Source organism: Burkholderia pyrrocinia (assembly GCF_001028665.1).
GTDB lineage: Bacteria > Pseudomonadota > Gammaproteobacteria > Burkholderiales > Burkholderiaceae > Burkholderia > Burkholderia pyrrocinia.
This window is the reverse complement of sequence record NZ_CP011504.1, coordinates 1,405,723-1,417,746: the sequence shown is the minus strand read 5'-3', so window position 1 is coordinate 1,417,746 and position 12,024 is coordinate 1,405,723. Positions and strand designations below refer to the sequence as shown.

Here is a 12,024-nt window from a genome sequence, read left to right as displayed (position 1 = left end):
CTCGCAAGCCCCGCGCCTGCGCTGCGTACGCCGACCGCCTAGTATGGAAAGAGCGGCCTGCCGCCGCATCGTCCGAGGAGGTCGGCATGAACGTTCAATTGCTGTCCGGCATGCTTCGCGCGCAGGAACTGCTGCTCGTGTCGATGATCCGCGCGCTTCCCCTTGACGAACGCCGTGCGCTCGTCGACCTCTACACCGAACAGATCGCGTTCGCCGAACAGGCGGGCCTCGAAAGCCACAGCGATCGCGCGACGCACGATGCGTTCATCGCGCATGCGCGCAACCTGCTGATCCGCATCGAAGCGCTCGCCTAGCGCTGGCGCGCCGGCGCGCTTCTCCCGAATTCCCCGCCGCGACTCGCCCGAGCCGCGCAGGTAAGCGCTCGCCCACATGGGCCGCTTTCCTTTCTTGTATTGATAATCATTCTCATTTACACTGGTAAAGTTATCAGTTGCCTTTCAATTCGCCGTTCGCCGCATGCCGCGCGCGGACGGGCCAGCCAGGTGAACGCGTCACCCAGCCAGCCTTCGGGCTTGTTTTCGTCAATGGGAGACCACCTGTGCATTGCTATCCGCTGGCGCGGCGGCCGATCTGCGCCGCGCTGTTCGGCGCGTTCGGCCTGTCCGCCGCCCCGGCTCACGCCGATTCGTCGCCGCAAGGCGCCACCCCGCCTCCTGCCGTCCTCGTCGCCGCGTCCACGCGCGGCGACGCGGCGCTGCTCGACCCCGTCACCGTCACGGCCACCCGCACCGCCACCGCTGCGAGCCGCACGGCGGCGTCCGTGTCGGTGATCACCGACGAGGATCTCGAGGAGCAGCAGGCCACGAACATCAAGGACGCGCTGCGCTACGAGCCGGGCGTCACGGTGCGCCGCACCGCGTACCGGCCCGGCAGCGCCGCGCTCGGCGGCGGCCGCGACGGCGATTCGAGCATCAACATCCGCGGCCTCGAAGGCAATCGCGTGCTGCTGATGGAGGACGGCATCCGCCTGCCGAACGCGTTTTCGTTCGGTCCGCTCGAAGCAGGGCGCGGCGACTACGCCGATCTCGATACGCTCAAGCGCATCGAGATCCTGCGCGGGCCGGCCTCCGCGCTCTACGGCAGCGACGGTCTGACCGGCGCGGTGAACTTCATTACGAAGGATCCGCGCGACCTGCTGTCGATCTACAACAAGCCCTATTACTTCTCGTTCCGGCCGAGCTACGACTCGGCCGACCGCAGCATCGGCGCGACCGTGTCGGCCGCGGGCGGCAACGATCGCGTGCAGGGGATGATCATCGCCGACGGCCGGCGCGGCCACGAGGTCGATACGCGCGGCAGCAACAATTCGGCAAGCACGCTGCGCACGACGTCGAATCCGCAGGACGTCTATTCGGAATCGCTGCTCGGCAAGCTCATGCTGACGCCCACCGCGCGCGACACGATCAAGTTCACCGCCGAAACGGTGCAGCGGCGCGTGAGCACCGACGTGCTGTCCGCGATCAATCCGCCGACCACGCTCGGCCTCACGACGAACGACCGGCTCGAGCGCAACCGCTTCAGCGTCGACTACGACTTCCGCGACGACGCGTTCCGCTGGTTCCAGACCGCGCACGTGCAGTTCTACTACCAGGACGCGAAGCAGGACCAGTACGCGTTCGAGACGCGCGGCACACCGCTGAAATCGCGCTCGCGCGACAACCAGTACAAGGAACGCACGTTCGGCGGCTCCGCGTTCGCCGAAAGCGGCTTCGCGACCGGCCCGCTCGCGCACAAGCTGCTGTATGGCGTCGACGGCAGCCTGTCGCGCGTGACGAACAGGCGCGACGGCACGGTGCCGGGCGTCGGCGAGGCGTTCCCGAACAAGGCGTTCCCCGACACCGACTACACGCTGTTCGGCGCATTCGTGCAGGACCAGATCGGCTACGGCCGCCTGCTCGTCACGCCGGGCCTGCGCTTCGATACGTACCGGCTGAGCCCGACCGAAAACGATCCGCTGTTCACCGGCAAGACCGTGTCGACGAGCGCGAACGAACTGTCGCCGCGCGTCTCGGTGCTCTACGAGATCACGCCCGCGCTGATTCCGTACGTGCAGTACGCGCACGGCTTCCGCGCGCCGACGCCCGACCAGGTAAACAGCAGCTTCTCGAACCCGGTGTACGGCTACACGTCGATCGGCAACCCGAACCTGAAGCCCGAGACGAGCGACACGTTCGAAGCCGGCCTGCGCGGCAAGGCCGGCACCGGCTACGGCGTCGTGCGCTACAGCGCGGCTGCGTTCACGGGCCGCTACCGCAACTTCATCTCGCGCACGACGATCGCGGGCAGCGGCCGGCCGGCCGACCCGTTCGTGTTCCAGTACGTGAACTTCGCCGACGCGCGCATCCACGGCCTCGAAGGCCGCGCCGAATGGGCGATGCCGAACGGCATCACGCTGAAGACGGCGATGGCGTTCACGAAGGGCTCGACGCAGAACAACGGCGCGGCCAGCCAGCCGCTCAACACGGTCAACCCGTTCTCGGCCGTGTTCGGCGTGCGCTACGAGCCGGGCGAGCGCTGGTTCGTGCAGACCGACCTGCTGTTCCAGGCCGCGAAACGCGACAAGGACATCGACAAGTCCGACTGTTCGAACAAGGCGTGCTTCGCGCCGCCGTCGTCGTTCGTCGTCGACCTGCGCGGCGGCTACCGCTTCAACAAACATGTGAGCGCAACGATCGGCATCCGCAACCTGTTCGACCGCAAGTACTGGAACTGGTCGGACGTGCGCGGCATCGCCGCCGATTCGCAGGTGCTCGATGCATATACGTCGTCCGGACGCACGGTCGCCGTCAGCATGAAAGTGGATTTCTGATGCGCGCCATCCGCGCTACCACCCCAACCGTTTCTTGAAGGAGTCCGACATGATGCAATCCGCCCTTCCCGGTCAACCGGCCGGCCCGGCCCGCGCGGCCGCCGCATTGCGCGACGCGTTCATCAAGCTCAAGACCGAGCGCCAGTTGCGCAACCGCGACGTCGCGCAGGCGCTCGGTATCAGCGAAGGCGAGGCGCTCGCCGCGTTCGTCGGCGAGCACGTCGTGCGGCTCGACGCGCGCTTTCCGGCGATGTTCGAGGAAATGCCGCGCCTCGGCCGCGTGATGGCGCTCACGCGCAACGACACGGCCGTCCACGAAAAGGACGGCGAATATGCGCAGATGAGCCATGACGGCCCCGTCGGCCTCGCGCTCGGCGACATCGACCTGCGGATCTTCTATCGTCACTGGGTGTCGGCGTTCGCGGTGCGCGACGAGACCGCGCACGGCCCGCTGAAGAGCCTGCAGTTCTTCGACGCGCAGGGTCACGCGATCCACAAGGTCTACCTGCGCGCACACAGCGACCACGCCGCGTACGACGCATTCGTCGAACGCTGGCGCGCGCCGTCGCAGGAGCCGGGCCTCGACGTCGCGCCCGCCGCGCCGAAGACGCCCGAGCGCGCCGACACCGAGATCGACGTCGCGGGCTTCCGCGCCGCGTGGGATGCGATGACCGATACGCACCAGTTCTTCGGCATCACGCAGCGCTTCGGCGTGAGCCGCATGCAGGCGCTGCGCCTCGCCGATCCGCAATACGCGTATCCGGTCGAAACCGCGCATGCGCTGCGCCACGTGCTCGAACGGGCTGCGCAGAGCGGCCAGCCGATCATGGTGTTCGTCGGCAACGCGGGAATGATCCAGATCCATACGGGCCCCGTCGCGAACGTACGCGAAGTCGGCGCCTGGATCAACGTGCTCGACCCGGGTTTCAACCTGCACGTGCGCGAGGACCTGATCGCCGCCGCATGGGTCGTGAAGAAGCCGACGAGCGACGGCATCGTCACGTCGCTCGAACTGTTCGACCGGCAGGGCGACCACGTCGCGCTGCTGTTCGGCGAGCGCAAGCCCGGCAAGGTCGAACGCGACGACTGGCGCGCACTCGTCGCGACGCTGCCGCCGGCCGCACGCGGGGGCGCGCGGTGAGCGCGCGATCGTTCGATCCGCGGCGCCGCGCGGTGCTGGCGGGCGCGGCCGCCGGCGCGCTCGTGGGCGCGCTGCCGGGCAGCGTGTTCGCACAAACTGCGCAGGCCGCACCGAAGCGCGTGGTCGTGATCGGCGGCGCGCTCGCGGAAACCGCGTTCGCGCTCGGCGGTGCCGAGACGCCCCGCTACCGGCTCGTCGGCGCCGACACGACCTGCACCTACCCCGACGCCGCAAAGCGTCTGCCGAAAGTCGGCTACCAGCGCGCGCTGTCGGCAGAGGGGCTGCTGTCGCTGCGGCCCGATCTCGTGCTCGCGTCGGCGGAAGCCGGCCCGCCGACCGCGATCGCGCAGGTGAAAGGCGCAGGCGTCGCGGTGACGACGTTCGAAGAACGCCACGACGTCGAGTCGGTGCGCGCGAAGATTACCGGCGTCGCGCAGGCGCTCGACGTGCGCGATGCGGGCACCGCGCTGCTGCAGCGCTTCGATCGCGACTGGCAGGCCGCACGTGACGCGGTCGCCGCGCGCGCACCTGGCGGCGCGCAGCCGCCGCGCGTGCTGTTCGTGCTGAACCATACCGGCAACCAGGCGCTCGTCGCCGGCCAGCGCACGGCCGCCGACGCGATGATCCGCTACGCGGGCGCGCGCAACGCGATACAGGGCTTCGATCACTACAAGCCGCTGACGACCGAGGCGCTCGCGGCCGCCGCACCCGACGTCGTGCTGATCTCCGACGAAGGGCTCGCGGCCGTCGGCGGCCGCGCCGCGCTGCTCGCCACGCCCGGCTTCGGTGCGACGCCGGCCGGCCGCGCGCAACGCGTGGTATCGCTCGATGCGCTGTTCCTGCTCGGGTTCGGCCCGCGCCTGCCGCTCGCCGTCACGACCCTGCACCGACGCCTGTCGGATGCGCTCGCCTGATTCCGGACTGCCCCGATGCCCGCTCACGCTTCACCTTTCCCCGCGCCGTCGCCCGCCTCGCGCTCCGGCGCCGCGCGCGTCGGCAGGTCGCGCCGCTTCGCACCGTTCGCGCTGGCCGCGCTCGCGTGCCTCGTGTGCGCGATGTCCGTCGTCGCGCTGTGCGTCGGCGCATACCGCATTCCGCTCGCGCAAGCATGGGCCGCGTTGACCGGCGACGCGGCCGCGCAGCAGGCGCGCGCGGTGCTGCTCGACATCCGTGCGCCGCGTGTCGCGCTCGCGCTGCTGGTCGGCGGAGGCTTCGGCGCGACCGGCGCCGCGATGCAGGCGCTGTTCCGCAATCCGCTTGCCGATCCGGGGCTCGTGGGTGTGTCGAGCGGCGCCGCACTCGGCGCGACGACGATGATCGTGCTCGGCCCCGCCCTCTTTGCCGCACACGTGAGCGCGGCCGCATTGCCCGTCGCGGCCTTCGCGGGCGCACTCGCGGTCGCGGCGCTCGTCTACCGGCTCGCCGCATCGCGCGGCCGGCTCGCGCTGCCGCTGCTGCTGCTCGCCGGCATCGCGATCAACGCGCTGGTCGGCGCGGCGATCGGGTTGCTCACGTTCGTCGCCGACGACGCGCAACTCCGCTCGCTGACCTTCTGGAGCCTCGGCAGCCTCGGCGGTGCGCAATGGTCCGCGCTGGCGGCCGTTGCGCCGTGCGTCGCGATCGGCTGCGTGCTGCTCGCGCGCGAACGCGATGCGCTGAACGCGCTGCAGCTCGGCGAAACCGAAGCGCTGCATCTCGGCGTGCCGGTGCAGCGGCTGAAGCGGCGCGTGCTCGTCGCGGTCGCACTCGCGGTTGGCGCGCTCGTGTCGTGCGCGGGCATCATCGGCTTCATCGGGCTCGTCGCGCCGCATTGCGTGCGGCTCGCGTGCGGCCCCGACCAGCGCGTCGTGCTGCCCGGCGCCGCGCTGCTCGGCGCGTTGCTGACGCTAGCCGCCGATCTCGCCGCGCGCACGATCGCCGCGCCCGCCGAAATCCCGCTCGGCGTGCTGACCGCGCTGCTCGGCGCGCCGTTCTTTCTCGCGCTGCTGTGGAAGAACCGCGGCGCGCTCGGCGGGTAACCCTTCCGTCACGACGACCATGCTGACCGCCCACCATCTCGACGTCGCCCGCCGACACAACGCCATCCTTCGCGACCTGTCACTGTCGATCGAACCCGGCCGCGTGACCGCGCTGCTCGGCCGCAACGGCGCGGGCAAGAGCACGCTGCTGAAGACCTTCGCCGGCGAGTTGACCGGCAGCGTCGCGCCGAACGGCGTGCGCGTGACGGGCGACGTCACGCTGAACGGCGAACCGCTCGCGCGTATCGACGCGCCAAGGCTCGCGTGCCTGCGCGCGGTGCTGCCGCAGGCCGCACAGCCGGCCTTCCCGTTCAGCGTCGACGAAATCGTGCTGCTCGGCCGCTATCCGCATGCGCGGCGCAGCGGTGCGCGGCACGTGATCGCGCACCGCGATCGCGACATCGCGTGGCGCGCGCTCGAACGCGCGGGTGCCGACGCGCTCGTCGGCCGCGATGTCACGACGCTGTCGGGCGGCGAACTCGCACGCGTGCAGTTCGCGCGCGTGCTCGCGCAGCTGTGGCCGGACGACGACGACGGTATCGCAAGCGGCCCGCGCTACCTGTTGCTCGACGAGCCGACCGCCGCGCTCGATCTCGCGCATCAGCACCGCTTGCTCGATACCGTGCGTGCAGTCGCACGCGAATGGCGGCTCGGCGTGCTCGCGATCGTCCATGACCCGAACCTCGCCGCGCGGCACGCGGATACGATCGCGATGCTCGCCGACGGCACGATCGTCGCGCACGGGACGCCGCGCGACGTGATGACGCCCGCGCATATCGCGCAGTGCTACGGATTCGCGGTGAAGATGGTGGACACCGGCGACGGTACGCCGCCGGTGATGGTGCCGGCATAGCGCAGACGCGTCCTGCACGGTCGTCGTGTCGCTCGATGTCCTGCCTTGCCGTCAACAGCGACTTTGACCTGACATCATTCGTGCATCGCCTTCGAGGAGACCCACATGAGGAAACCCACATGCCGCTTCCGATGACCCGCATCATCCTGTACGTTCGCGACGTCGCGTTGCTGAAGGCGTTCTACCAACGGTATTTCGACCTGCCCGTCATCGAGGAAATCGACGGTGAATGGGTCGTGCTCGACGCCGGCGCGGTCGAACTGGCGCTGCATCAGGCGGGCCCTGCGTTTCGCCAGGCAGCGTCGTCCGCGCATGCGAATGCCGACGCAAGCACCGTGAAGCTCGTCTTCTCGATCGACGCCGATATCGACGCGCATCGCGACCGGCTCGCCAGCGATGGCGTGACCGTGCGCGATCTCAAGCGCTACGACGGCTTCGCGTACCGGATGGTTGACGGCCTCGATCCGGAGGGCAATGTCTTTCAGGTCATGCAGCCAGACTGAATGTCGGTGCGCGTGCCGGGCTCAATGCTCGACATCCGCCGCACCGAAGGTCCGCATCTTCCACCCGAGCCGTACCGCAAGCATCCGCATCGAGAATCCGGCCGCGAGCGCGACCACCGTCGCGACACCCGCATCGATGCCGAGATGCTGGATCCCGACATACAGCGTGCCCGTGACGATCGCGACGCTCGCGTACAGCTCCTCGCGCAGGATCAGCGGCATCTCGTTGCACAGCAGGTCGCGCAGCATTCCGCCGCAGACGCCCGTGATCGCGCCGGCCAGCACGACGATGATCGGCGCCGTGCCGGTCGACGCGCCGATGTCGCAGCCGATGATCGTGAACGCCGCGAGGCCGATCGCGTCGACGGTGACGAACAGCGTCTTCATCCGCGCGACATGCCGCGCGACCCACGACGCGACGGTCGCCGCGACGAGCGTGATCACGAGGTATTCGGGATGCGCGATCCAGCCGAGCGGGTAGTGGCCGAGCAGCACGTCGCGCACGGTGCCGCCGCCGAGCGCCGTCACCGCGCCGACGAGCGCGAGCCCGAAGCGGTCCATGCCGCGCCGCATGCCCATCAGCGCCCCCGACATCGCTTCCGCGACGATCGCAATCAGATAGAGCGTATGCATGGCGCGCGTCAGTCGTCGGTCCGGAACAGATCGAGCACGCGTTCGCGCTCGGCCGCATCGACCGCGGCGGGCATCGGCTCGTCGGGCTTGCCGTGGTCGGCAGGCACGTCCGACGCATCGGTCGCGTGCGCACCGCCGCATGCGAAGCGGCTGCGGATGTACGACGGCACGTCGGCCGTGCACGAACCGCGCGTGTATTCGGCGTAGACGAAGTCGCCATCGACCAGCGCGACGTCCTGCGGCGGCGAAGCATCGACCGGCGTGCGCCCGTCGACGGCGGTCTTCATGTAGTCGAGCCAGACCGGCAGCGCCAGCGTCGCACCGGTCGCGCGCCCCATCGGGCGCGGTGTGTCGTAACCGAGCCACGCGACCGCGACGATGCCCGACGAGTAGCCGGCGAACCAGACGTCCTTCGAGCCGTTCGACGTGCCCGTCTTGCCGGCCGCGTCGTCGCGGCGCAGCGCGAGCGCGCCGCGCGCGGTGCCGGAGCGCACGACGTCGCGCAGCATGCTGTCCATCACGAACGCGTTGCGCGACGACACGACACGCTCGCCTGCCGGTGCGGTCGCCTCGTACATCGCGCCGCCGTGACGCTGCTTCACCGACAGGATCAGGCGCGGCTCCATCCGCGTCCCGCCGTTTGCGAACACGCTGTACGCGCTCGCGAGTTCGAGCGGCGTCACCGCGCCCGCGCCGAGCGCGAGCGGCAGCGATGCCGGATTGCGCTGCGCGTCGAAGCCGAAGTGCACCGCGTGCTGCTGTACGTAACGCGCATCGGTGGCCTGCATCAGGCTGACCGCAACCAGGTTCTTCGAGCGCACGAGCCCGCGCCGCACCGGGATGAAACCCTCGTAGCGGTTGCCGAAATTGCGCGGACGCCACGGTCGCGCGCCGGTTTCCTCATGCGTGAGCGTGCGCTGCGTATCGTCGACGAGCACGCCCGGGAAATAGCCCTTCTCCAGCGCCGCCGAATAGACGAACGGCTTGAAGCTCGAACCCGGCTGGCGATACGCCTGCAGCGCATGATCGAACACGTTGCGATTGAAATCCGCGCCGCCGACGAGCGCGAGCATGTCGCCGGTGGCTGCATCGAGCGACACGAGCGCGCCTTCGAGTCCGTTGCGCGCATCGCGCTTCGCGCGTGGCTGCCGGCTCAGCGTCCGCTCGAGCGCGGCTTCGGCCGCGCGCTGGTCGCGCATCGAGACCGTCGTCGTCACGTCGAGACCGAGCGTATAGGCGTCGTCGTGAAAACGCTCGACCATCATGCGGCGCGCGCGCTCGGCGACGTACGGCGCGGCGACGATCCCGGGCGGCGGCGTGGTCGCCAGCGCGATCGGCGCGTCGACGGCCGCGCGGTACGTCGCGTCGTCGAGCTGGCCGAGCGCATGCATCCGGCCGAGCACATAGTTGCGTCGCGCGGTCGCGCGCGCCGGATTGACGACCGGGTTGAACGCGGACGGCGCCTTCGGCAGCCCCGCGAGCACAGCCGCCTCGCCCGCGCTCAGCGCGTCGAGCGGCTTGCCGAAATACACGTTCGCGGCGGCCGCGAAACCATATGCGCGCTCGCCCAGGTAAATCTCGTTCATGTACAGCTCGAGCAGCTTGTCCTTGCTGTACTCGCGTTCGAGCTTGGTCGCCATCAGGATCTCGGCGAGCTTGCGGCTCAGCACCTTGTCGCGCGTCAGGTAGAAGTTGCGCGCGACCTGCATCGTGATCGTGCTGCCGCCCTGCCCCGGCTGCCCCGTCACGACGTTCGCGAACGTCGCGCGTGCGAGGCCGCCGACATCGATCGCGCCGTGCTGATAGAACTTCGCGTCCTCTGCGGCGAGCAGCGCCTGCCGCATCAGCGGCGGAATGCGTTCGAGCGGCACGAACTCGCGCCGCTCGACGCCGTATTCGGCCAGCAGGTCGCCGTCGCGCGAGAAGATCCGCAGCGGCAGCGCAGGACGATAGACAGCCAGGTGCTCGACGGACGGCAACTGCGTCCAGATGCGCTGGATCGTCCAGGCGCAGATGCCCGCGCATGCGAGCGTCAGGCCGAGCAGCGCGCCCGCGAGCGTGCGCCACACGCGTCGGCGGCGCGGCGGCGCGGGTTGCGGCGGAGGGGATGCGGTGTGGTCGGTCATGTCGGGCTCCTTCTTCGATGCCGCGACGGCCGGTGCGCGATAGGCGCCGACCGGTCACGGAAGGCGCGCATTGTCGAAGGGATGGCGCGATACCGGAACATTCTTTAGCCAAAGTTTGGCTGGCTAAATTTTATTTAGGAAAGGGCGCCGGAGTCGTTGCTGCACCGCTTCCACGCGTGAACCCCATCCGGCCCGATGTCGCGCCGGATTGCGCCTATCATGAAATCTCGGGTCATCGGCCGCGCATGATCCGGCATTTTGGCAGCCGCGCGCGATCGCGGGTTCGGCAGACAGATCGGCAAACGAGGGAGTCGTCATGGCAGACCCACATGATCCACAGCGCCGTCACCTGATGCAGGCCGCCGCCGCTGGCGGCCTGCTGGCCGTCGGCGCAAGCTGGCATCGCCGCGCATGCGCGGCCGACGCGGTCACGCTGCCGTTCGAGAACGGGCTGCGCGAGCTGACCCACGACTTTCCGCAAAAGGGCGAAATGCTGCTGGTGCGCGTCCGCCCCCCGCTGCTCGAAACGCCTTTCTCCGTGTTCGATGACGGCGTGTTCACGCCGAACGACCGGTTCTTCGTGCGATGGCACCTCGCCGACATCCCGGCGCGGATCGACGCCGGCGCGTTCCGGCTCGCCGTGCACGGGCTCGTCGACCGCCCGCTCGAACTGAGCCTGCGCGACCTCATGAGCGGCTTTCCGCGCGTCGAAGTCGCCGCCGTCAATCAGTGCGCCGGCAATTCGCGCGGCTTCTTCAAGCCGCGCGTCGCCGGCGGCGAATGGGGCAACGGTGCAATGGGCAACGCGCGCTGGACCGGCGTGCGCCTCAAGGACATCCTCGATCGGGCGGGCGTGAAGGCAGGCGCGGTACAGGTCCGCTTCGACGGCCTGGACAAGGGCGTGCTGCCCGCCACGCCGGCCTTCATCAAGGCGCTCGACGTCGACCGTGCGCGGGACGGCGAAGTGATCGTCGCGTTCGGGATGAACGGGCAGCCGCTGCCGCTGCTCAACGGCTTCCCGCTGCGCCTCGTCGTGCCGGGATGGTATTCGACGTACTGGGTGAAGATGCTGAACGACATCGAGGTCATCGACCGGCGCGACGACAATTTCTGGATGGCGAAGGCCTATCAGATTCCCGACACGCCGCACGCGAGCATTCAGCCCGGGCAAGCCGGCGTCAAGACCGTGCCGATCAGCCGGATGGTGCCGCGATCGTTCATCACCAACCTCGACGACGGCGCCGTGATCGCGCTGGACCGGCCGCAGACGGTCCGGGGCATCGCGTTCGGCGGCGACACGGGCGTGCGCAAGGTGCTGTTCTCCCATGACGGCGGCGCGTCCTGGGCGACGGCGCGCCTCGGGAAGGACTACGGCAAGTACAGCTTGCGGCGCTGGGAAGCGCAGTTCACGCCGCACCGCGCCGGACAGGCCGTGTTGCAGGTCAAGGCGATCAACGACGTCGGCGTCGAGCAGCCGGACACGCCGAACTGGAACCCGGCCGGCTACATGCGCAACGTGGTCGAAACGACGAACGTATTCGTCGCGTGAGGAGCCGATCATGATGAAGACGTGTGCCGCGCTCCTGCTCGCAGCGGTGACCTGCGCGGGCAGCGCCGCGATGGCGCAAACGGGCAAGACGGCGCGCGCCGCGCCGACCGGAACGGTCGAGGTCGCGTTGCCCGGCGATACGCAGAAGTTTCCGCCCGGCCCGGGCGCCGATCTCGCGAACCTGCATTGCCTGATCTGCCATTCGGTCGACATGGTGACCCGGCAACCGCCGCTGTCGTTCCAGGAGTGGAAGGCGGAGGTCATCAAGATGCGCGCGGTCTATGGCGCGCCGCTGCCGCCTGAGGCGATCGACGACCTCGCGCGATATCTGACCGCGATCAACGGGAAGCCGTGACGTGTCGCAGCGGGCG

Annotated in this window: 11 protein-coding genes; 9 read left to right on the top strand and 2 right to left on the bottom strand. The window is 69.4% G+C overall.

The annotated features are described in order from the left end of the window. Positions 1-86: 86 nt before the first annotated feature. The 7 genes from ABD05_RS22585 to ABD05_RS22555 all read left to right on the top strand — a co-directional run bounded on the left by ABD05_RS22585 (position 87) and on the right by ABD05_RS22555 (position 7,345). Positions 87-314: a hypothetical protein gene (locus ABD05_RS22585; protein ID WP_034181704.1), complete on the top strand. Its 228-nt coding sequence runs from the start codon at positions 87-89 to the stop codon at positions 312-314. Positions 315-559: 245 nt separating this feature from the next. Beyond that, positions 560-2,830 (top strand): TonB-dependent hemoglobin/transferrin/lactoferrin family receptor, encoded by a 2,271-nt coding sequence (locus tag ABD05_RS22580; RefSeq protein WP_047902291.1) that lies wholly within the window; start codon positions 560-562, stop codon positions 2,828-2,830. A gap of 49 nt (positions 2,831-2,879) precedes the next feature. Further along, positions 2,880-3,971 carry a hemin-degrading factor gene (locus ABD05_RS22575; protein WP_047903737.1) on the top strand — a complete coding sequence of 364 codons (1,092 nt, stop codon included), beginning with the start codon at positions 2,880-2,882 and terminating at the stop codon, positions 3,969-3,971. Next, the gene (locus ABD05_RS22570) at positions 3,968-4,885 is read left to right on the top strand and encodes a heme/hemin ABC transporter substrate-binding protein (RefSeq protein WP_047902290.1); all 918 of its coding nucleotides are present in this window, start codon (positions 3,968-3,970) and stop codon (positions 4,883-4,885) included. Before ABD05_RS22575 ends, ABD05_RS22570 begins: the two co-directional genes overlap by 4 nt. A 15-nt stretch (positions 4,886-4,900) precedes the next feature. Next, positions 4,901-5,989, top strand: a complete 1,089-nt coding sequence (locus tag ABD05_RS22565) for a FecCD family ABC transporter permease (RefSeq protein WP_047902289.1) — start codon at positions 4,901-4,903, stop codon at positions 5,987-5,989. Between the two features lie 19 nt (positions 5,990-6,008). Next, the gene (locus tag ABD05_RS22560) at positions 6,009-6,842 is read left to right on the top strand and encodes a heme ABC transporter ATP-binding protein (protein ID WP_047902288.1); all 834 of its coding nucleotides are present in this window, start codon (positions 6,009-6,011) and stop codon (positions 6,840-6,842) included. A 119-nt stretch (positions 6,843-6,961) separates the two neighbouring features. Next, positions 6,962-7,345 (top strand): VOC family protein, encoded by a 384-nt coding sequence (locus ABD05_RS22555; RefSeq protein WP_047902287.1) that lies wholly within the window; start codon positions 6,962-6,964, stop codon positions 7,343-7,345. A 21-nt stretch (positions 7,346-7,366) separates the two neighbouring features. On the opposite strand, the gene ABD05_RS22550 is transcribed toward ABD05_RS22555, so the two are convergent. Then, on the bottom strand, positions 7,367-7,978 hold the full coding sequence (locus tag ABD05_RS22550; RefSeq protein ID WP_047902286.1) for a trimeric intracellular cation channel family protein: 612 nt from the start codon (positions 7,976-7,978) through the stop codon (positions 7,367-7,369). 8 nt (positions 7,979-7,986) lie between these two features. Continuing rightward, complete coding sequence (locus ABD05_RS22545) at positions 7,987-10,104, bottom strand: penicillin-binding protein 1A (protein WP_047902285.1); 2,118 nt, start codon at positions 10,102-10,104, stop codon at positions 7,987-7,989. A gap of 316 nt (positions 10,105-10,420) precedes the next feature. On the opposite strand from ABD05_RS22545, the gene ABD05_RS22540 reads away from it, so the two are divergent. Together ABD05_RS22540 and ABD05_RS22535 are read left to right on the top strand one after the other, a co-directional pair. Further along, positions 10,421-11,653, top strand: coding sequence for a molybdopterin-dependent oxidoreductase (locus ABD05_RS22540; protein WP_053059965.1), 1,233 nt, complete (start codon positions 10,421-10,423; stop codon positions 11,651-11,653). A 10-nt stretch (positions 11,654-11,663) separates the two neighbouring features. Beyond that, the gene (locus ABD05_RS22535) at positions 11,664-12,008 is read left to right on the top strand and encodes a c-type cytochrome (protein WP_053059964.1); all 345 of its coding nucleotides are present in this window, start codon (positions 11,664-11,666) and stop codon (positions 12,006-12,008) included. The last annotated feature ends 16 nt before the right edge of the window (positions 12,009-12,024 follow it).

Bases quoted from the DNA above. Each gene is read 5' to 3' on its own strand.
- ABD05_RS22550 (WP_047902286.1), bottom strand. From the start codon at position 7,978: ATGCATACGCTCTATCTGATTGCGATCGTCGCGGAAGCGATGTCGGGG.
- ABD05_RS22545 (WP_047902285.1), bottom strand. From the start codon at position 10,104: ATGACCGACCACACCGCATCCCCTCCGCCGCAACCCGCGCCGCCGCGC.
- ABD05_RS22565 (WP_047902289.1), top strand. From the start codon at position 4,901: ATGCCCGCTCACGCTTCACCTTTCCCCGCGCCGTCGCCCGCCTCGCGC.
- ABD05_RS22555 (WP_047902287.1), top strand. From the start codon at position 6,962: ATGCCGCTTCCGATGACCCGCATCATCCTGTACGTTCGCGACGTCGCG.
- ABD05_RS22535 (WP_053059964.1), top strand. From the start codon at position 11,664: ATGATGAAGACGTGTGCCGCGCTCCTGCTCGCAGCGGTGACCTGCGCG.
- ABD05_RS22575 (WP_047903737.1), top strand. From the start codon at position 2,880: ATGATGCAATCCGCCCTTCCCGGTCAACCGGCCGGCCCGGCCCGCGCG.
- ABD05_RS22585 (WP_034181704.1), top strand. From the start codon at position 87: ATGAACGTTCAATTGCTGTCCGGCATGCTTCGCGCGCAGGAACTGCTG.
- ABD05_RS22540 (WP_053059965.1), top strand. From the start codon at position 10,421: ATGGCAGACCCACATGATCCACAGCGCCGTCACCTGATGCAGGCCGCC.
- ABD05_RS22560 (WP_047902288.1), top strand. From the start codon at position 6,009: ATGCTGACCGCCCACCATCTCGACGTCGCCCGCCGACACAACGCCATC.